This is a genomic window from Paenibacillus sp. F024, assembly GCF_057814255.1.
Genome location: NZ_JBVASZ010000040.1, coordinates 11,947 through 32,569 on the forward strand (window position 1 = coordinate 11,947; position 20,623 = coordinate 32,569).

At 52.1% G+C, this 20,623-nt stretch carries 20 protein-coding genes and 1 pseudogene; all 21 read left to right on the forward strand.

Features of this window, described 5'->3' with window-relative positions:
• The first annotated feature begins 38 nt into the window (after positions 1-38).
• The 21 genes and pseudogenes from ACZYR9_RS24170 to ACZYR9_RS24270 all read left to right on the forward strand — a co-directional run bounded on the left by ACZYR9_RS24170 (position 39) and on the right by ACZYR9_RS24270 (position 20,448).
• The gene (locus ACZYR9_RS24170) at positions 39-1,178 is read left to right on the forward strand and encodes a resuscitation-promoting factor (RefSeq protein ID WP_488980971.1); all 1,140 of its coding nucleotides are present in this window, start codon (positions 39-41) and stop codon (positions 1,176-1,178) included.
• A 106-nt stretch (positions 1,179-1,284) separates the two neighbouring features.
• The gene (rnmV, locus tag ACZYR9_RS24175; protein WP_488980972.1) at positions 1,285-1,830 is read left to right on the forward strand and encodes a ribonuclease M5; all 546 of its coding nucleotides are present in this window, start codon (positions 1,285-1,287) and stop codon (positions 1,828-1,830) included.
• A 3-nt stretch (positions 1,831-1,833) separates the two neighbouring features.
• Positions 1,834-2,760, forward strand: a complete 927-nt coding sequence (rsmA, locus tag ACZYR9_RS24180; RefSeq protein WP_488980973.1) for a 16S rRNA (adenine(1518)-N(6)/adenine(1519)-N(6))-dimethyltransferase RsmA — start codon at positions 1,834-1,836, stop codon at positions 2,758-2,760.
• Between the two features lie 83 nt (positions 2,761-2,843).
• On the forward strand, positions 2,844-3,731 hold the full coding sequence (gene yabG, locus ACZYR9_RS24185; protein ID WP_488980974.1) for a sporulation peptidase YabG: 888 nt from the start codon (positions 2,844-2,846) through the stop codon (positions 3,729-3,731).
• 216 nt (positions 3,732-3,947) lie between these two features.
• A complete protein-coding gene (veg, locus tag ACZYR9_RS24190) occupies positions 3,948-4,220 on the forward strand; it encodes a biofilm formation stimulator Veg (RefSeq protein ID WP_488980975.1) in 273 nt (90 codons plus the stop codon).
• Between the two features lie 154 nt (positions 4,221-4,374).
• Positions 4,375-4,554: pseudogene (locus ACZYR9_RS24195) on the forward strand (small, acid-soluble spore protein, alpha/beta type); the annotation flags it as partial.
• A 288-nt stretch (positions 4,555-4,842) separates the two neighbouring features.
• A complete protein-coding gene (gene ispE, locus ACZYR9_RS24200; RefSeq protein WP_488980976.1) occupies positions 4,843-5,697 on the forward strand; it encodes a 4-(cytidine 5'-diphospho)-2-C-methyl-D-erythritol kinase in 855 nt (284 codons plus the stop codon).
• A gap of 134 nt (positions 5,698-5,831) precedes the next feature.
• Positions 5,832-6,674, forward strand: coding sequence for a pur operon repressor (gene purR, locus ACZYR9_RS24205; protein ID WP_488980977.1), 843 nt, complete (start codon positions 5,832-5,834; stop codon positions 6,672-6,674).
• 7 nt (positions 6,675-6,681) lie between these two features.
• Positions 6,682-7,071, forward strand: coding sequence for a RidA family protein (locus ACZYR9_RS24210; protein WP_488980978.1), 390 nt, complete (start codon positions 6,682-6,684; stop codon positions 7,069-7,071).
• Between the two features lie 122 nt (positions 7,072-7,193).
• A complete protein-coding gene (gene spoVG / locus ACZYR9_RS24215; protein ID WP_488980979.1) occupies positions 7,194-7,478 on the forward strand; it encodes a septation regulator SpoVG in 285 nt (94 codons plus the stop codon).
• A gap of 136 nt (positions 7,479-7,614) precedes the next feature.
• Complete coding sequence (gene glmU, locus ACZYR9_RS24220) at positions 7,615-9,021, forward strand: bifunctional UDP-N-acetylglucosamine diphosphorylase/glucosamine-1-phosphate N-acetyltransferase GlmU (protein ID WP_488980980.1); 1,407 nt, start codon at positions 7,615-7,617, stop codon at positions 9,019-9,021.
• A 107-nt stretch (positions 9,022-9,128) separates the two neighbouring features.
• Positions 9,129-9,770 carry a 50S ribosomal protein L25 gene (locus ACZYR9_RS24225; protein WP_488980981.1) on the forward strand — a complete coding sequence of 214 codons (642 nt, stop codon included), beginning with the start codon at positions 9,129-9,131 and terminating at the stop codon, positions 9,768-9,770.
• 201 nt (positions 9,771-9,971) lie between these two features.
• Positions 9,972-10,532 (forward strand): aminoacyl-tRNA hydrolase, encoded by a 561-nt coding sequence (pth, locus tag ACZYR9_RS24230; protein ID WP_488980982.1) that lies wholly within the window; start codon positions 9,972-9,974, stop codon positions 10,530-10,532.
• A 149-nt stretch (positions 10,533-10,681) separates the two neighbouring features.
• The gene (fin, locus tag ACZYR9_RS24235) at positions 10,682-10,912 is read left to right on the forward strand and encodes an anti-sigma-F factor Fin (protein ID WP_488980983.1); all 231 of its coding nucleotides are present in this window, start codon (positions 10,682-10,684) and stop codon (positions 10,910-10,912) included.
• A gap of 104 nt (positions 10,913-11,016) precedes the next feature.
• Positions 11,017-14,541, forward strand: a complete 3,525-nt coding sequence (gene mfd, locus ACZYR9_RS24240) for a transcription-repair coupling factor (RefSeq protein WP_488980984.1) — start codon at positions 11,017-11,019, stop codon at positions 14,539-14,541.
• The gene (locus ACZYR9_RS24245; protein ID WP_488980985.1) at positions 14,528-15,616 is read left to right on the forward strand and encodes a peptidylprolyl isomerase; all 1,089 of its coding nucleotides are present in this window, start codon (positions 14,528-14,530) and stop codon (positions 15,614-15,616) included. Before mfd ends, ACZYR9_RS24245 begins: the two co-directional genes overlap by 14 nt.
• A gap of 228 nt (positions 15,617-15,844) precedes the next feature.
• A complete protein-coding gene (spoVT, locus tag ACZYR9_RS24250; RefSeq protein ID WP_488980986.1) occupies positions 15,845-16,387 on the forward strand; it encodes a stage V sporulation protein T in 543 nt (180 codons plus the stop codon).
• 173 nt (positions 16,388-16,560) lie between these two features.
• Positions 16,561-18,273, forward strand: a complete 1,713-nt coding sequence (locus tag ACZYR9_RS24255) for a polysaccharide biosynthesis protein (RefSeq protein ID WP_488980987.1) — start codon at positions 16,561-16,563, stop codon at positions 18,271-18,273.
• A 38-nt stretch (positions 18,274-18,311) separates the two neighbouring features.
• The gene (yabN, locus tag ACZYR9_RS24260; RefSeq protein ID WP_488980988.1) at positions 18,312-19,820 is read left to right on the forward strand and encodes a bifunctional methyltransferase/pyrophosphohydrolase YabN; all 1,509 of its coding nucleotides are present in this window, start codon (positions 18,312-18,314) and stop codon (positions 19,818-19,820) included.
• Between the two features lie 77 nt (positions 19,821-19,897).
• The gene (locus tag ACZYR9_RS24265; RefSeq protein WP_488980989.1) at positions 19,898-20,170 is read left to right on the forward strand and encodes an HU family DNA-binding protein; all 273 of its coding nucleotides are present in this window, start codon (positions 19,898-19,900) and stop codon (positions 20,168-20,170) included.
• Complete coding sequence (locus ACZYR9_RS24270; RefSeq protein ID WP_488980990.1) at positions 20,170-20,448, forward strand: RNA-binding S4 domain-containing protein; 279 nt, start codon at positions 20,170-20,172, stop codon at positions 20,446-20,448. Before ACZYR9_RS24265 ends, ACZYR9_RS24270 begins: the two co-directional genes overlap by 1 nt.
• Positions 20,449-20,623 lie beyond the last annotated feature (175 nt).

Sequence of the window (20,623 nt, forward strand, 5' to 3'; positions counted from 1 at the left end):
AACACTCGGATGGCGGGGCTTTAAGGAGGACCGAACAAGTGGGAGTTGTGACACCAGAACAAACCCATGAAAGACGATCATCCAGCTTGTCCTTCGCATTGCGATGGAAGCATGAAAACTTGCGTATGATATCGATCATTGCACTCATATTATTCGCTATGACTTTCATGTTTTTGATCATGTATTACGGTACGTCAATCAAAAGCGTATCGGTGGTTGTAGACGGGAAAGAGCAAACTTTCCAAACGAGAGAAACAGTTCTGCAGCACATTCTGGATGAGCAAGGCATCTCTGTCGGAGAGCACGACCGTGTGTCGCATTCTTTGGAGGCTTCGATGGAATCGGGAGACCGAGTCATTATCGAGAAAGCCATGCCAGTACAATTGACAGACGGTGGACAAACAAAAACCGTATATACGACAGGGGAAACGGTGGAGCAGCTATTTGCGGATCAGAAGATCACGCTAAATGAGCTCGATAAGGTGACTCCCGCTTTAGATTCGGCGATAGACGAAAACAGCGAAGTCAAAATTGTCCGTGTTAAGAAAGATATCGAGGAAATCAAAGAACCGATCGCCTTCGAAACGGTGAAAAAGACGGAGCCGAAGCTGATCAGGGGCAAAGAACAGGTTGTTCAAGAGGGGCAAGAGGGAGTTCTGCTCAAAAAGAAAGAAAAAGTATATGAAGACGGTGTGCTCGTATCCGAACAGATCGTTGACGAAAAGGTTCAAGCTGAAAGTGTACAAAGGATTATTGCGGTCGGAACGAAGAATCCGGTAGTGACATTATCTTCGTCTTCGCCGACATTGGAGCAGTTGACCAAAAACGGAGTGAAATTTGACGTTAAACAGGTCATCAATAACGTGAAACTGACTGCGTACAGCGCGGGGCCGGCTTCCACAGGAAAGGATCCCGATCATCCGCAGTATGGAATCACGGCGTCAGGTGCGAGAGTAACGGAAGGTCGCACGATTGCAGTCGATCCAAAGGTTATTCCAATGGGCTGGTGGGTTTATATTGAAGGGCTGGGCTTCCGCAGAGCGGAAGACACCGGCAGCGCAGTCAAAGGGAATAAAATCGACGTTTATTTCGAAAGCCATGACTATGCCGTACGCTTCGGTACCAAACAAGGAGCAACCGTATATGTCATTGGTCCTAAGAAGCCGTCGGTTGATTAAGGATGGGCAATTAGGGCAGACTCATCATATATAGAACAGTTCAAGAAGAGGTACGGCTGACGTCCCTCTTCTTTTCTCTTGTTACGAAAGAAGGTACAATGGATTCATGATCAAAGAGATTATTGTGGTTGAAGGCAAGGACGATACGGTTGCGATCAAACGGGCTGTCGAAGCGGAAACGATCGAAACCGGCGGTTCGGCAATCAATAAAGAGGTGCTAAAGCGCATCCGGCTTGCGCAGGAACGCAGGGGCGTGATCATTTTTACCGACCCCGATCATGCAGGTGAACGGATACGCAAAATCATCGCCAGAGAAGTGCCGGGCTGCAAGCATGCATTCCTGACACAGGAGGAGGCCAAGAGCCGTGGCGACATCGGAGTAGAGAATGCATCGGTTGAAGCGATTCGCTTAGCGCTCGCTAACGTGCGAACGGATTATATGGCACAAGATTCGGATATTGAATGGGACGATCTGATGGAAGCCGGGCTAATCGTTCATCCGGCCGCAGCGGCCAGAAGGCTCGAAATGGGCAGACGCCTTGGTATCGGATATTGTAACGGAAAGCAGTTTTATCATCGCTGCCGCATGTTTCAAATTACAAGAGAAGAATTTGAGGCGGCACGGCGGTATTTGGATGAAAATGAGGGATAAGCCATGAATACCAATCACAATACAGATTCGGCGGGTGCAGGACAAGCGTCTTGGGAGGACATCGCTTCGCCGAAAAGAACCAAGGAACTGATGCAGAAGTTCGGCTTCACCTTGAAGAAAAGCTTAGGTCAAAACTTTCTCATCGATCATAATATTTTACATAAAATCGTCGCTGCCGCGGAGTTGACTCCTCAAAAGGGGGCGTTGGAAATCGGTCCCGGAATCGGGGCCTTGACACAGCAGCTTAGCAAGGCGGCAGGTCGGGTTGTGGCCGTTGAAATTGACCAAAGACTGCTGCCGATGCTCGAAGAGACACTATCCCCCTATCCTCAGACCACCGTAATCCACGGCGACGTGCTGAAGGTGGACTTAAAGGAGCTTTTCGAGAAGCTTTTTCAAGACGTCCCGCAGGTTAGTGTAGTCGCCAATCTCCCTTATTATGTGACCACTCCGATTATCATGAAGCTGCTTGAAGAAAAGCTGCCGCTCGAGAATATCGTAGTCATGATTCAGAAGGAAGTGGCCGATCGGATGGCTGCAAAGCCTGGGGGCAAAGAGTATGGCAGTCTTAGTATTGCGGTTCAGTATTACTGTATCCCCGAAGTCATAGCCATCGTCCCGCGCACTGTTTTTATCCCGCAGCCGAATGTAGATTCCGCCGTCATTCGGTTGAAGGTGAGGGAGAAGCCGCCGGTCGATGTGGATGATGAGGAATTTTTCTTTGAAGTGGTGCAAGCCAGCTTCGTGCAGCGGCGCAAAACGATATATAACAATCTGGCCGCGAAATATTTCACCAAGGAAACGAAGAGCAGCCTGGAAGCCATTCTACAAGCATCAGGCATCGAACCCTCCCGCCGAGGAGAAACCTTGTCTATGGCAGAATTTTCGGTATTAAGCCGGAATCTTGCCAAAGCCCTAAGCTCCAGTTAAATCTCGATATTGGGCTATATGGGCGAATCGCCTGCACCATTTGCCTATCCTCGCCATACGATAGACGAGGAGGCGATGCAGCCATGAAACAGGGAGACCTGGTCACTCGTAAGTCGTATGGCGGTGACATTGTTTTCAAAATACAAGAAATCGTGCAGCGGCAGGCGGTGCTTCGTGGAGTGGAGCTTCGGCTCTTGGCAGATGCTCCGCTTTTCGATTTGGAACCCGTTCCTCAGCTTGATCCTTTTCAATATTCGGGTACGCTACGACCGAAATGGATCGATGCCATGAGGCGAACGAATGCTTCTCAAATCCAAGCCGACCCCTACCAAACCGATAGCTGGGGAGCAAATACAATCCCGGGTGCAGCCCCCCATTCGCGATCGGATTATTTTGACGTGCCGGGTAAAGTGCTGCACTTGGATGGCGATCCGGTCTATTTGCGCAAATGCATGGCTTTATATGGAGAGCTCCGGGTTCCGGCAGAAGGATATTATGTGACGGAGGCCCATATGGCCGATGCGCTCTATCGCCTGCTGCCGCAAATCCAGCCCGATATTGTAGTTGTGACCGGACATGACGGTATTCTAAAGCAGCGGAGTTCGGGCGATGTGTCCGCGCTTAGCAGCTATAAAAATTCGCATAATTTCGTCAATGCGGTGCGCATCGCCAGACAATATGAAAAAAACCGTGATGCATTGACCATTATTGCCGGTGCCTGCCAATCCCATTTTGAAGCGCTGCTGCAGGCCGGCGCCAATTATGCCAGCTCCCCGGCCCGCGTATTGATTCACGCGCTTGATCCGCTGTGTGTGGCGGCTAAAGTCGCTTACACGCCCATTCGCGATACGGTGAATATAGTAGATGTCATCGGGCTTACGCACAGCGGTTTGGAAGGGCTCGGCGGGATCGAATCACGAGGCAGCTATCGACGAGGTGTACCCAAAATTCAATACGTGAATCAGACTTGAGCGCCGCAAGGTGCTTTTTCTTTTGCTGCTCCTAAATCGCGTGTTATTTTTTGACAATTATGTGAACGCTATTGAAGGGAGCTAGCGTTAATGGTGCCAAAATCAAGGAAAAAAGTCGTTGACAACATGTTTGGATGATTGATATAATATTCGGCTCAAATTGACATACTACCTTTGTTGAGTTATAATTGAAAGGGAAAGAGGTGGTAGTAATCAATGGCAAAAAATACGCTGTTGGATATCAAACGCAGTTTGGAACCTCATGTCGGACAAAAGATTATGTTAAAAGCAAATGGCGGTCGCCGAAAGACAATCGAAAGATCCGGTGTATTGGAGGAAACCTACCCTTCCGTATTTATTGTGAAACTGGATCAAGAACAGCAGACCTTCAAGCGTGTTTCTTACAGCTATGCAGACATTTTGACGGAATCGGTTGAAGTGACGGTGCAAAGCGATGATGGAGAAGTACGGATAACAATACATCAATAATACATAAAACGGTTGGCTTGCTCACGCGGTCAGCCGTTTTTATTTGCTTACTACTTAGACGAGGCTGCCTTCGGCAAAGTTGCATAGAGCGTATGATTTTTTGAAACGGAAGCATACTAGCCTTAACTTCTAACCAATCGAAGGAGGTATGGTGATGGGTCGAAGAAATCGCCGAGGGGTTATGTCCGATACGTTCAAATATGAGCTTGCCAAAGACCTTGGCTTCTACGAAACCGTCCAGCGTGAAGGCTGGGGAGGTATAAGAACGAAGGATGCGGGAAATATGGTAAAGCGGGCGATCCAAATTGCCGAAGGAACGGTGCAGAAGCAGAATCCGGCTCAAGCTCAAGGCACCGGGACGACTCCTGGATACGGTGCGATTCAAGCACATGGAATCATGCCGATGCAGACTCAGGAAACTCCTGTGCCGAGGTACGGCGGATTGCAGCCGCCCGTTACTAAGCCGATGCACTCGCCGTACTCCAGAACGTAATCGCCCTATAGAAAGCTAGAGCGTCCAAGAGGCGGCTTTAGCTTTTTTTTGTGGCGTTTTTGGTATAGTATAGGAGAAGAACGTCAAGCCCGTTTTTTATGGAGCAGACAGGTGTAAAGAAGGTGTCCTATGAAGGTATTCGAAAAAGCTCCGGCAAAAATCAATTTGTCCCTGGATGTATTATATAAGCGTGAAGATGGCTATCATGAAGTGGAGATGGTCATGACCATGGTCGACCTGGCGGATCGGATCGAAATGCAGGAGCTTCCGCGCGATACGATCATTATATCGAGCCAAGCCGGGTACATACCGCTGGATGAAAAGAATCTTGCTTTTCAAGCCGCTCGTCTTATCAAAGAGAGGTATGACGTAAAACAGGGAGTCTATATTCATTTGGATAAAAAAATACCGGTTGCTGCAGGCCTTGCCGGCGGGAGCAGCGATGCTGCGGCTACCTTGCGCGGCCTCAATCGGTTGTGGAAGCTTGGAATCTCAACAAAGGAACTGCAGAAGCTTGGAGAAGAGCTTGGTTCGGATGTGCCTTTTTGCGTAGCGGGAGGTACTGCGATCGCGCGGGGACGGGGAGAGAGGCTGGAACCGATCGATTCGCCGCCGCAATGCTGGGTTATTTTGGCCAAGCCCCCGATTAATGTATCTACGTCGGAAATCTACGGGAAGCTGCAGGCCGGAGCCATCCGGAAGCATCCTTCTACCGCAGGAGTGCTGGAGGCGATCCGGGAGAAAAGGTTCGAACAGCTGTGCGGTGAGCTCGGCAATGTGCTGGAGGAAGTTACGTTGGAGCTGTATCCGGAGGTAAGGCAGCTGAAGGAAGTCATGTCGAAGCTGGGGGCCGATGGCGTACTGATGTCGGGAAGCGGTCCTACCGTATTTGGTCTGGTTTCGAAAGAAGCCAAGGTTCCCCGTATATATAACGGTCTGCGAGGCTTTTGCAAGGATGTGTACGCCGTAAGACTGCTTACTTGACCCAAGTTCTCATGTTACCTTGGTGTCATTATAATTTTCACGATGTGCTTGTATAAATACGTATAAAAATGTTATATTTTCATTATATTATTCGGATTTTATTATAATATACGGCGTAATCAGGGGGTGCACCGATGAAAAAAATGAAAAGAAGCGCAAGATTGGTGGAAATGACCCAATACTTGCTATTTCGCCCCCATACATTAATTCCTTTGACGACCTTCGCGGATCGCTATAACTCCGCCAAATCTTCCATCAGCGAGGACTTGGCCATCATTAAGGAAGTGTTTGAAGAAGAAGGTCTTGGGGAGCTGCTGACGCTTGCAGGCGCGGCGGGGGGTGTCAAATTCATCCCGAAAGTATCGAGAGGCCATTCCCTGCAGTTTATAAACCAGCTGTGCCGGCAGCTTGAACAGCCGGAGAGAATACTGCCGGGCGGATATTTATATATGTCCGACATCATGGGTCAGCCGATGATCTTAAACGAAGTGGGCAAAATGTTTGCATCCGTATTTGCAGGCAAAGACATTGATGTGGTGATGACGGTGGAAACCAAGGGTATTCCATTGGCTTACTCCACGGCGATGTATTTGAATTTGCCGGTTGTTATTGTACGCCGGGACAATAAGGTAACCGAGGGTTCGGCGGTAAGCATCAACTATGTATCGGGATCGAACAAGCGGATTCAAACGATGTCCTTATCGCGGCGTGCGCTGAAAGAAGAGTCCAAGGTATTGATTATCGATGATTTCATGCGGGTCGGCGGTACAATCCACGGGATGATGGACCTGCTGCAGGAATTTAAAGCTACGGTGAAGGGTGTCGGCGTATTTGTTGAATCGGGTGAAGTGGAGGAGCATCTGGTGGAGGATTACATTTCTTTGGCCAAGCTGTCCAATGTAGACCCGAAGACGAAACAAATCTCGGTCGAGCCGGGCAACTATTTTCGCGAAGGCGATACCTATGATGAGGAGTGATTCATAAATGGCGAACATGAATTCCATTGCAACGGACCAGGCTCCAGCCGCTATAGGTCCCTATTCACAGGCGATTCGGGTCGGATCGCTTTTATTTACGTCAGGGCAGATTCCGCTTGGGTTGGACGGCCAAGTCGTACCGGGAGGCGTTGAAGAGCAAACGCATCAAGTATTCCGCAATTTGAGCGCAGTGCTTGCGGCAGCCGGAGCGACGTTCCAGGATGTTATAAAGACAACTGTATTCATTAAAGATATGAATCAATTCGGACAGATCAATGAAATCTATGCTTCTTATTTCGGAGATCATAGGCCGGCGCGTTCGACGGTAGAGGTAGCACGGCTTCCGAAGGATGTTTTTGTCGAAATCGAGCTGATCGCGGCGTTAAATGTCGAATAATTTTAAAAAGATAAATTATTTATAAAAATTCAGAAAAATTTCGGATAGGAAGCAGGAATTTGCCCTAAAATGTGGAATTTATACCTCAAGTCAACAAGATGGAAAAAGGTGGTGAACTAGAGGTGCAAATAACAGACGTCAGACTTCGTCGGGTAAATTCCGAGGGCAGAATGAAAGCCATTGCTTCCATTACCATCGATAACGAATTTGTAGTGCATGACATTCGTGTGATTGACGGTAACAACGGAATGTTCGTAGCCATGCCGAGCAAAAGGACGCCGGACGGGGAATTCAGAGACATCGCTCACCCGATTTCCTCTTCTACCCGCGAGAAGATCCAGGCGGCGGTGCTGACAGAATATGAACGGGCCGCGACGGATGAAGAAGTGATTGAAGAAGGGGCATAAGATGATGTTCTAAAAGAGCCTGAGGGCTCTTTTTTCTTTTTCCTGAAGAAATAGGGAATCGGGCTGATTGCATTTTGCAGACCCCGCCCCGTATACTATCAAAGAATGATTAACTTGAACGAAGGGGTTGGAATGCTTGAACGTCATGGGAATCGTGCTTGCCGCAGGGCAGGGCAAGAGAATGAAATCAAAGCTGTATAAAGTGCTGCACCCGGTGTGCGGAAAGCCTATGGTCGGCCACGTAGTCACCGCACTGGAACATATACATACTTCGCGTACGGTTGTTGTGGTAGGCCATGGCGCTGAAGCGGTTCAAGCGTATTTGGGCGATCGTGTGGAATATGTGCTTCAGCAGCAGCAGCTCGGGACAGGTCATGCCGTTCTGCAGGCCAAACCGCTGCTTGAAGGGGAGGACGGGCTCACCATTGTGATTTGCGGAGACACGCCGCTGGTTTCCGAAGAAACGCTGCAGGACATGATCCGGACCCACCGGGAAAAAGGGGCGGCGGCTACGATTTTGACGGCGGTGATCGACGAGCCCCGGGGATATGGCCGAATTATTCGGGATGTCCAGGGGAGTGTAAGCGGAATTGTCGAAGAGAAGGACTGCAATGACGAACAGCGCAAGGTTCAAGAAATCAATACAGGCACCTATTGCTTCGATAACCGGAAGCTATTCGACGCGCTTGCGTCCGTAAAGAATGACAACGCCCAGAATGAATACTACCTTACCGATGTGATCAGTATTCTGGCTGGCCGCGGTGAAAAGATCGAAGGCTGTATTTTGCGGGATAACCGGGAATCCATCGGTGTCAATGACCGGCTGGCTTTGTCACAGGCGGAAGCGGACATGCGCCAGATCATTAACCGCAGGCATATGCTAGAAGGGGTAACGATCATCGATCCTTTGAATACATATATCGAAGCGGATGTGCAGATCGGTGCGGACACTGTTATTTTGCCAGGTACGATTTTGCGGGGCAAAACCGTCATCGGGGAGGACTGTGTTATCGGGCCTCAGGCCGATATTACGGACAGCACGCTCGCAAGCGGCGTCAAGGTCAAGTATTCAGTGCTTCAGGAAGCGGCGATCGGCACCGGAACAACGGTCGGCCCTTACGCTTACTTGCGTCCGGGCTCGGATCTGGGCGAGAACGTGAAAATCGGTGATTTTGTCGAGATTAAAAATGCCAAGCTCGCTGATGGCGTGAAGGTTTCACATCTGAGCTATGTCGGTGACGCGGAGATTGGGCGGAACGTCAACTTTGGCTGCGGCGCGATTACCGTGAATTATGACGGATACAACAAACAGCTGACCCGGGTAGAGGAAGAGGCCTTCATCGGCAGCAACGTCAATCTGATCGCTCCGGTCACTGTCGGCAAGGGCGCGTATGTCGTCGCGGGCTCGACCATCACAAACGATGTGGAAGCGGGAGATCTTGCCATTGCTAGGGAGCGGCAGGTAAATAAGCCGGGTTACGCCGATAAGCTTCATGCCAAATTTGCGGCAAAGAAAGAGCAATTAAAGAAAAATCGTCCGTAATTGCCTTTTCAGATACAAGATCAATTTTCCTTTTTATGTTTCGAACCTCTTTCAATTGGGTAAATTAGTAGAAGCTTGGGCTTGCCCAAATTGAAGGAGGTTTAGCTATGGCAGCATCGTTAAAAGCGGAAGCTCGTACAGGCCGAACGAAGGGTGATCGCAGCCGTTTGCGCGCCCAAGGAAAAGTACCCGGTATCGTTTACGGGAAAAAAGTGACGCAAACGCCGATTGCCATCGATCAAAAGGAGCTGCTTACCCTGCTCAAAACGAACCCGAACGGCATTATCGATATGGATGTGCCGGGGTTTGGCAAGCAGCCGGTGATGATCAATGAGGTGCAGCGCGATATTTTTAGTCGTCAGCCGCTGCATGTCGATTTCCATCAAATCAATATGGATGAGCCCGTCACCACGACGGTCCGCCTTGAATTTATCGGAGACCCGGCCGGCGTCAAGGCTGGCGGTATTTTGCAAATCCAGCACCATGAGATTGAGATTCGCTGCCTGCCGCAGCAGATCCCAAGCGAGGTGCAGGTCGACGTCGCTAATCTGGAGATCGGCGAGAACATCCTCGTCTCGCAGTTGAAGCTGCCTAACGGTATTGAGGTCAAAACCGACGAGAACGATGTGCTGGCAACGATTCTGCTGCCTCAGAAGGAAGCCGAGGAGGAGCCTGCCGCTGACGAGCCGGCAGCCAAGGTTGAGGGAGCTTTTGAGAAGGAACAACAGGAAGCGGACAAGACCGTATAATGGGCCGTCCGGACGACCCGTCCGGAGGTTATAAGGAAGCGTGCCGATCAGTGAGTCGGCACGCTTTTAAATTGTATTCCGCTAACTTTAGGATATGCTGCTGGAGCGCGCTAAGATGAAGTGTGAAGTTGGCTTGAGGCTCTTTTTCGGGTATGATGAATTGTAGGAGTTACTTGGATGGTATCGAAAGGAGCAGTTGGCTTGAAATGGTTTGTGGGCCTCGGCAATCCGGGGCGGCAGTACGAAATGACCCGGCACAATATCGGCTTTATGGCGCTGGACCGGTTCGCCGAGAAGCACGGCATCAAAATCTCGCAGAGCAAATGCAAAGGCTTGTTGGGAGAAGGAATGGTGGGTGGAGAGAAGGTAGTGCTCTTGAAGCCGCAGACCTACATGAATCTATCCGGAGAGTCCGTGAGGGCATTTATGGATTTTTATAAGGCGTCCCCGGACGATCTGGTCGTGGTATATGACGATTTGGATACGCCATTCGGCAAGATCCGGTTGAGGTATCAGGGCAGCGCGGGGGGACACAATGGGATCAAATCGATCATACAGCATCTGGGCTCCCAAACGTTCAATCGAATCCGGATGGGCATCTCTCGTCCGGCACCGGGTCGGGACATTGCCGATTACGTATTGAGCGCTTTTAGCAAAGAGGAATTCCGGAGCATGCCTAATGTGCTCGATTCCACCTGTGATGCGATGGAGTATGCTTTGGGACATACGTTTGAGCAGACGATGGCGAAATTTAACGGTTAGGTCGAGCTTTCAAGCTCTAAGATAAGGCTAATTTACTCCACTCCTGGTCATACTAAGGATGATGGCGCCGCAGATAGCCCGGACGAAACCGGCGGCTGTTGCCCGTTAAGAAGCGCTTTGCCCGGCAAAGCGGGGAGGAGGAAGAGCAAATGACCGTTAAGTATATTTGCCGTCATTGCCAGACGTCTATTGGGGAGATTCGTCAAGAACAAGTGAATGAGTATCAGCTGGGCTTCCATTTCTTGACCCCCGAAGAACGGAGAGATATAATATCGTATAACCCGAATGGGGATGTCACCGTTAAGGTGGTTTGCGATTATTGCAAAGAAGCGCTGGAGGCCAATCCGGAGCTTTCGCTCCTCGCGAATCCTCTGCAGTAGGGGGTTTTGCGTTCTGGCTATCCGGCATGAAGTACGTCGATCGGGCCTAAAGCAAGTGTGCTGTAGGCTTTTTAGTGTTACGCGGTTGAGAGGGGTGTCCTGTTTTGCAGGCTTTAATTCGGGCGTTCGCCGCGGATCTTGATTTTCAATCCGTGGTTGCCGGTATTCGCACGGGGATGAGGGAGCAGTTAATCGCCGGGTTAACCGGTTCTTCGCGTCAGGTCATGCTCGCTTCGCTTTATGAGGAGCTGGAGCAGCCTTTATTTGTCGTGACGCACAATATGTTTTCTGCGCAAAAAATGTTCGAAGATTTAGCCGAGCTGCTTCCTAGCGACCGGGTGCTTTTGTTCCCGGCCCAAGAGCTGCTTGCAGCTGAAGCCGCGATTGCAAGCCCCGAGATGCTTGCGCAGCGCGTGGATGCGCTATCCCGTCTGGCTGGAGATTTTCGCGGTATTGTAGTTGTGCCTTATGCAGGCATGCGCAGACTGCTTCCAAGCCGGGAATCCATTATCCAGGGGCAATTCCGCATCGAAGTCGGTCAGACCGTGGAACTGGACCAATTGGTAAGCCGCATGGTCGAGCTGGGCTATGAACGCGTGGAGCGGGTTGAAAATAAGGGAGAAATGAGCGTCCGCGGAGGGATTCTCGACTTCTATCCTATTACATCGCCTCATCCGTATCGGATCGAGCTGTTCGATATCGAAGTCGACTCGATCCGTTCGTTTGACGCGGGAGACCAACGGTCCATCGAGAAAGTGAACGAACTGACCATTTTGCCTTGCCGGGAAATCGTGGTTGATCGTAACCGATTACAATCGGCAGCGCAGCATGCCTATGAGCTGCTTCAAGAGCAAATCGGCAAAATGTCCGACCGTGCCGCCAAAGACAAGCTGCTTGAAGGCATGGGACACGAAATCGAGCAGCTTCGGGAAGGACAGCACTTTCAAGGGATATTCAAATATGTCTCCCTTCTGTTTCCGGAACGGCAAACGCTGCTCGATTATATGCCGAAGGATTCGATTGTAATTATTGACGAACCTTCACGGTTGTTAGAGACAGCCAGGCAGCTGGAAAAAGACGAGGCCGAATGGATGACCTCCTCGCTGCAGGAAGGCAAATGCATACCGGCTTTGGTCCTGTCCAAGCCTTATGAGTCGCTGCTTCTCCGTACAGCTTCTCCGACGCTGTACATGTCGCTTTTTCTGCGGCAAGTACCGCAGGTGACGCCGCAGAACATCGTTAATTTCATGTGCCGGCTGATGCAAAATTTCCATGGCCAAATGAACCTGCTCAAAAGCGAGATGGAACGCTGGAAAAAATCCGGCGCCCAGGTGATGATGGTGGCCAGCGGGGCCGAACGGGTGGAGCGGATCAAGCGGGTGCTGGCCGATTATCATATCGAAGAGCCGCAGATTGTAGACGGAAGCCTGCAGACGGGTTTTGAACTGCCCGGCATTCATCTCGTCGTGATTACCGAAGGTGAGATGTTCACCCAAAAGCAGCGCAAAGCCCGCAAGGTGGACAAAAAGATTGAGAATGCCGAACGCATCAAAAGCTACCAAGAGCTTAAGGTGGGCGATTATGTCGTTCATGTCAACCACGGGATCGGGAAATTCGTGGGCATCGGAACGCTTGAGGTAGGCGGGATTCATAAAGATTATTTACACATTATGTATGCCGGCGGCGATAAGCTGTCGGTACCGATCGACCAAATCGATCACGTTCAGAAGTACGTAGGGGCCGAGGAAGGCAAAGAGCCCAAAGTGTATAAGCTGGGCGGGACCGACTGGAACCGGGTGAAGAGCAAGGCGCGGGCGTCCGTGCAGGATATTGCGGATGATCTCATCAAGCTTTATGCCGAGCGTCAGGCGACTCCGGGGTACGGGTTCAATAAAGACAGCGCCTATCAGCAGGAGTTCGAAGGGATGTTCCCTTACGAGGAGACGACAGACCAGCTCCGAGCCATCCAGGAGATTAAAAAGGATATGGAAAAGCCGCGTCCGATGGATCGGCTGCTGTGCGGCGATGTCGGCTACGGCAAGACGGAGGTGGCTATCCGGGCAGCGTTCAAGGCCGCGATCGACGGGAAGCAGGTGGCGGTTTTGGTGCCGACAACGATATTGGCCCAGCAGCATTATGAAACGTTCCGGGAGCGCTTCTCAGGGTTTCCGTTTAACATTCAGGTATTGAGCCGGTTCCGTTCCAAGAAGGAACAAACGGAGACGATGAAGGGCATCAAGAACGGTACCGTTGACGTCGTGATCGGCACCCACAGGCTGTTGTCCAAGGATGTTCAATTCAAAGATTTGGGGCTGCTTATTGTGGATGAGGAGCAGCGCTTCGGCGTTTCGCACAAGGAGAAGCTAAAGCGTCTTAAAACCAATGTGGATGTGCTGACCTTGACGGCGACGCCGATTCCGCGCACGCTTCATATGTCCATGCTTGGGGTAAGAGACTTGTCGGTTATCGAGACGCCGCCGGAGAACCGCTTTCCGGTACAGACCTATGTGGTAGAGTACAGCGCCGCTTTGGTGAGGGAGGCGATTGAGCGGGAGCTTGCCCGCGAAGGCCAAGTCTACTATTTGTTCAATCGTGTCCAGGGCATTACCCAAATGGCGGAACAAATCTCGATGCTGGTTCCCGATGCGCGGGTGACGGTAGCCCATGGCCAAATGTCGGAGCAGGAGCTGGAGAAGACCATCCTCGATTTTCTAGACGGGGAATATGACGTGCTTGTCAGCACGAGCATTATTGAAACCGGAGTCGATATCCCGAACGTGAACACGCTTATTGTCCATGATGCCGATAAGATGGGACTTTCGCAGCTGTACCAGCTGCGCGGACGGGTCGGACGTTCCAACCGGATCGCCTACGCCTACTTCACTTATCAGCGGGATAAAGTGCTCACGGAGGTGGCGGAAAAACGGCTTCAGGCCATCAAGGAGTTTACAGAGCTGGGGTCAGGGTTTAAAATTGCCATGAGGGATCTTTCCATCCGCGGCGCCGGTAATTTGCTCGGTGCCGAGCAGCACGGGTTTATCGCATCGGTCGGATTTGACCTGTATTCCCAAATGCTAGGAGAAGAAATCAACAAGCGGAAGAAGGAAATGGGCGGCGAAGCGGCTCCGGAAGAAAAGGTTTGGTCCACGCAGCTGGATATTCAGCTGGATGCCTATATTCCAGGCGATTACATCTATGACAGCGTGCAGAAAATTGAAATTTACAAAAAAGTGGCGGCCGTGCAAACCTTGGATGAAGCGATGGAGCTGGAGGATGAACTCGTGGACCGGTTCGGCGATTTGCCGCAGGCAGTAATCAATTTGCTTAAGGCGGCTCGGCTTAAGGTCTACGGAGCTATGTATGCGATCGAGACGATCTCGCAGAAAGGCTTGGATTACGAGCTTAGGCTTGACCCCGGACAAAATGACAATTTGGACGGACAGAAGTTGTTCCAATTGTCAGGTGAATTCGAGAACCGGATCAAGCTGATCGGCGGACAGCAAATCATAATTGAGCTAAAGGGCAAAGGCTTGAAACCAGAAGAATCCATCGATTTGCTGGAAAGATTTCTGGTACAATACAAGCGTGTTTTGAAATCGAAGGGAGAGCTGCAGGATGTGGCAAAATAAAGGAAACCCGCTGAAAAAAGGGCTTTTGGCTCTTTTCGCACTTATCTTGATTATTGGTGTAGCGGCAGGATGCGGAAAGAAAGACGAGAGCGACTCGGCAGCGGCACCGGCAGGCAGTCCCGAAGAGGTGCTCGTCACGTATAAAGACGGCGGCGAGGTGACACGCGGGGAATTTGATAAATTTTTGAACGTCAATATGCTTTTCAACCAGCAGTATGCCCAGTACAAAGACGAACCGGCATTCCAACAGGATATGATGAATCAATTGGTGACATTCAAGATCCTGGCGGCCCGTGCCGATGACAATGCCAAGGCGGAAGCCGACAAGCAGTCAAAGGAGCAGCTCGATCAAATCAAAGGCTTTATGAACATGCAGGAAGGCGGCATGGAAAAGCTGCTCAAGGATAACAACATTACGGAACAGGACTTGGATGATTTTGTCCATAAGAGCATTCAAGTGTTCGTGTCGGAGGAAAGCAAGATCGCCGATGCGGATCTGCAAGCGGCTTACGATCAGAGATTGGCTCAGGACCAAAGCGCCTATGATATCGCTACGGTCAGCCATATTCTGATTGGCATTAATGACCCGGCGACAGGTCAGGCAACCCGCACCAAGGAAGAGGCTCTAAAACGGGCGAATGAAGTGAAGGACAAGCTGGCGAAGGGCGGTGACTTCGCTGCGTTGGCCAAGGAATATTCGGATGATCCGGGTTCCAAGGATAATGGCGGTACCTACAAGGATGCGCCGCTTTCCCAATGGGTGCCTGAATTTAAGCAGGCGGCTGCGGAGCTTCCGATCGGCCAAATCAGCAATCCGGTAGAAACGTCATTCGGTTACCATGTGATGAAAGTCGAATCCCGCAAAACCAAAACGCTGGAAGAAGTCAAGCCGGAATTGCGCTCGGAAGCGGCGCAAAACAAGGTGCATGAATTTATGGAAAAAGAGCTTCCCGGGCTCATCGAGACGAACAAGCTGCCTAAGCCGGAAGAGGCTAAACCGGCAGAAAACCCGGATACGCAGGCTCCGCAAACGGACGCTCCGAAGGACGCTCCACAAACAGAAAACGGCAAGTAGATATTACCAGGGTATCCGTAAGGGTGCCCTGTTTTGTTTTCATTTTTTTGGACATAATGTAAACAGCGGCGGCAATTCTTACATAATGAACCGGTGGCCGCCAGGACCAAGCATCATGCATAACCCCTTGGGAATCGAAGAATACTATGGATAGTTCAATTCCCTCCATTGGCATAAAATAGAGTCCAGTCTGTATCTCACTCTCAAGAAAGCGAGGCATCTAGAATTATGAAAGCAACTGGAATCGTTCGTCGCATAGACGATCTTGGCAGGGTCGTCATCCCGAAGGAGATTCGCCGGACACTGCGAATTCGGGAAGGGGATCCTCTCGAAATATTTGTAGACCGCGATGGAGAAGTGATTTTAAAGAAATACTCTCCGATTGGTGAATTAGGGGATTTTGCCAAGGAATACGCTGAATCATTATATGAAAGTACAGGCCATATCACGATGATCTCGGACCGCGATACGATGATTGCAGTGGCTGGCGGATCCAAAAAGGAATATCTGGATAAACCGATCGGCTCTCTCGTGGAACAATGCATGGAAAACCGCAAAGCCTCGATGGAAAGCGGCAGCGGATCTTATGAAATTTCCAAGGATATCATCGAAACCTACAGCTCTTATGTGATTGCTCCGATTGTGGCGGGTGGAGACCCGATTGGCGCGGTGATTCTGGTCAGCAAGGAAGAGAATGTGAAGATGGGTCAAATGGAGCTTAAAATGGCGGAAACGGCAGCGGGCTTCCTTGCCAAACAAATGGAACAATAAGGTGCGGCGGCTGAAGTCAAGCCGCAAGAAAGTAAAAGCGCGGCTTCCTGACGGCATCTCTTGAAGGGATCTCGGGAAGCTTTTTTTGCTTGGTTTTTGGAAAAAGGACAGCAAGTGAGGTATAATGTTGGCGTTGAGACGACCGCTAAACCAAGCCTTCAGGGCGGTACGGCATGAAGGAGAGGGAGAGTATCGGAAGGAAGGGGACGGAAAAGGCGTCCGGGCTGGGGGGACGGGCCGATGGCGGACGTGCGGCCTCCACGCTGCTTAAAGGCGCTGCCTTGTTAGGGCTTGCCGCCGTCATTTCCAAGCTGATCGGAACCTTACAGAAGATTCCGCTGCAGAATTTGGCCGGCGATGCGGTATTTGGTATTTATAACGCGGTGTATCCGCTCTATATTTTAATTTTGTTTTTGGCGACGGCCGGTTTTCCGCTGGTCATCTCGAAATTTGTATCCGAGTATGCGGTCGACCGACGCTATGACGAAGCGCGCCGTGTACTTCGTGTGGCCTTGGTTGTCCTGACGGGAACAGGGATAGGCTTTTTTTTGCTGTTGTATTTCGGAGCCGGCAGGATCGGGGACTGGATCGGCGCCCCGCAAACCGCAGAGGCGATTCGAAGTGTATCTTTTGCGCTGCTGGTCGTACCGGTCATGTCCTGCCTGCGGGGTTATTATCAAGGCTTTCAAAACATGGTTCCGACCGCCTGGTCGCAGGTGGCGGAACAAGCGGTTCGGGTAGGCACGATGCTGATCCTGCTGCTGGTGCTTATGCGTCTGGGCTGTGGACCGGAGTGGATTGCCGCAGGCGCCACCTTCGGTTCGGTGACCGGAGCGATGGCGGGTTTGGCCGTCATGCTGTTTTTTTGGCGGCGGGACCGGGGGGCTTTGGATCGGCCGGAGGTGGTGAGGGGTGCCGCCATGGGCGGAGGCTGGGATTGGAAGCGCGATTGGGCGCTGACGAAGCGGTTGGCCGTCTACGCGATACCGCTCTGCCTTGGTACCCTTGCGGTTCCTATATTGACGCTCGTGGATTCCTTCACGCTTCCGAGGCTTCTTCAGATGTCAGGCTATGACGAAACCGGGGCGCTTTACCAATTCGGGCTTTATAATCATGGCCTGCCTTTGGTGCAGCTGGTAGCAATGATTGCTTCATCGATGTCGGCGGCTCTGGTTCCGGCGATGGCCGAAGCCAGACAGCGGGGGGATCTGGAGGCGGTGCGCAGCAGGGCGGCGATGTCGCTGCGGTTCACCTGGCTGATCGGACTGGCCGCCGCGGTCGGGCTGTCCATGCTGGCCCGGCCGCTGAACGTGATGTTCTTCAAAAGCGCCGAAGGCACGGCGGCGATGGCGATCCTATCGTTCACCGCGCTGTTCTCGGTGATCAATATTGTAGCAGGCAGCGTGCTGCAGGGGCTCGGCGCCGTGCGTGCGCCGGCGCTGTACCTGCTGTTGGCCGCGGGAGTGAAGATCGCGGCCAACCTGCTGCTCGTGCCGCGCTACGGCATCGCCGGCGCCGCGGCCGCCGCGGTAGCCGCCTACGCGCTTGCCGGCGGCCTCGCGCTCGCGCATGCGCTGCGCGCCGCCGGCGTCACGGCCCTGGGCGGCCGCGCCGTCATGAAGCCGATGCTGGCCATCGGCTTCATGACGCTCGGCCTGCTGGCCGTGACGCACGGCGCTCCGCCGCTTCTCGCGCGGCTGCCCGCGGCCCTGCCCGAACGGGGCATGGCCGCGATCATCGCGCTTTGCGGCGTCGCCGTGGGCGCGCTGGCTTATGCGCTCGCGCTGCTGCGCCTGGGCGCGGTGTCGGCCGCCGAGCTGGCGCAGGTGCCCAAGCTTAAGGGCAAGCCCCTGGCGCTGCTTCGTAAACTCCGGCTGCTCCGCTAAGCGGAGCGCCGCATCAAAATCAAGGAGGCGCTTGCGACATGTCCACGCAACCGCAAATTACCGTTGTCGGCCTCGGAACCGGCGACCCGAATCAATTGACGCTGGGCGTATGGAGAAAGCTCGAATCCGCCGGCGCGGCTGCCGGAACGCTGTATCTGCGCACCAGGGAGCATCCGATGGTCTCGATGCTCGATCACCACAGGCTGCGCTATGAGACGTTCGACGGCGTATATGAAGCCCACGAAACGTTCGATACCGTCTACGAAACCATCGCCTCCACGCTGCTCGCGCGGGCGAAGGCCCCCGGCGCCGGAGAAGTGCTGTATGCCGTTCCCGGCCACCCTATGGTCGCCGAGCGGACCGTTCAGCTGCTCCGCGAGCGCTGTGCGGCCGAAGGCGTACTGCTCGGATTGATGGGCGGCGAGAGCTTTCTCGATCAGGCCTTCTTGAGGCTTGGCTTTGACCCCATTGAAGGCTTCCAGCTGCTTGACGGCACTTCGCTTCAAGGAAGCAGCCTGAACCCGCAGCTGCACACCTTGATCGGGCAAGTCTATGATGTTTATACGGCATCCGACGTGAAGCTGACGCTCATGGAGCTGTATCCGGACGACTATCCGGTTACCGTTGGCCATTCGCTTGGCGTGACAGGGGAGGAACGCGTTTATGAGGTGCCCTTGTATGAGCTCGACCGTGTAGAAGGCTATGGCAACTTGTCGCTGGTGTGGGTGCCCCGGACCGATCGGGACGATGTGCGCAGCCGCACCTTCGCCCGTTTGCATGAAATCGTTGAGATTCTGCGAAGCCCGGAAGGGTGCCCGTGGGACCGCGAGCAAACGCACAAGACGCTGCGTAAAAACCTGATTGAAGAAGCCTATGAAGTATTGGAAACGATCGACGACGACGATCCGGACCATATGTGCGAGGAATTAGGGGACTTGCTGCTGCAAATCATGCTGCATTCGCAAATGGAAGCGGAAGCCGGCTCCTTTACCGTATTCGATGTCATTTCCGGGTTAAACGAAAAGCTGATCCGCCGCCATCCGCACGTATTCGGCTCCATGCAGGCGGAGGATGCGGACGAAGCGCTCAGCAACTGGCAGCAAATCAAAGACGAAGAAAAGCGCAGCAAAGGCATAAATCCGGATGAACAATCGGTACTATCCGGTGTGCCGCGGGATTTGCCGGGGCTGATGAAGGCGTATAAGCTGCAGAAGAAGGCCGCCGCGGTCGGCTTTGATTGGAGCACCCTGGAAGAGGTGCTGCCCATTGTGGAGTCGGAGCTTGCTGAAGTGAAGGAAGCGATCGACCGGTTCGGTAAAGCGGAGCAGCAGGAGGAGCTCGGCGATCTGCTGTTTGCTGTCGTTAATCTTGCCCGGTTTTTGAAGGTCGATCCCGAAGAGGCCATGGCTGACGCCAACCGAAAATTTTTCGACAGATTCGGCTATATTGAGTCGAATTTACGTTTAAAGGGTAAGACATTTGAGCAAACTGATTTGCAGGAAATGGAGTCTCTGTGGCAGGAAGCAAAAAAAGTTCTAAAAAAATAGGCGTCTTTGCAGGAATTTCCTAGGTAAACAAAGAATACATAAGCTTAGCGTCATTCAAAGAGGAGGATAATTTACTCATGAACAAAACCGATTTGATCAACAACATCGCTGAAAAAAGCGGCCTGACCAAAAAAGACGTAGAATCTGTATTGAACAACTTCCTTGGCGAAGTAACAGAAGCTTTGTCGAATGGTGACAAGGTGCAGCTGATTGGCTTCGGCACATTTGAAACGCGTAAACGTTCCGGACGTACGGGCCGCAACCCGCAAACCGGTAAAGAAATCACCATCCCTGAATCCAAGGTTCCAGCCTTCAAGGCAGGCAACAAGCTTAAAGAAGCGGTGAAGTAATGCGGCTGGACAAGTTCCTTAAGCTCTCCCGTTTAATTAAGCGCCGTACGGTTGCCAAGGACGTATCCGAGCAAGGGCGTGTCTGGATTAACGGAAGGGAAGCCAAACCGAGCAGCGCGGTGAAGGTGGGCGACGAGCTGACGATTCAGTTCGGACAGAAGCTGGTCACCGTCCGCGTGGAACTGCTGTCCGAGTCAACCCGTAAGGAAGACGCGGCCAAAATGTACACGCTGCTGAAGGAAGAAATGAACAAACGTGAATCGGATTTCTTGCTGTAATCCGATTTTTCAATCGAAAGAGACTGAGCCATGACTCAGTCTCTTTTTAGTAGTACGCCCAGCATGGGCGTCATCTTTAGGGTGAAAGTCCTGAACGGGGGCTGGCGAGCGCCTACCGTAGCCAAGGGCAAGGGTGTCCGTCGCGAGGCGGAATCTGAAGGAAGCCGGAGGCAAA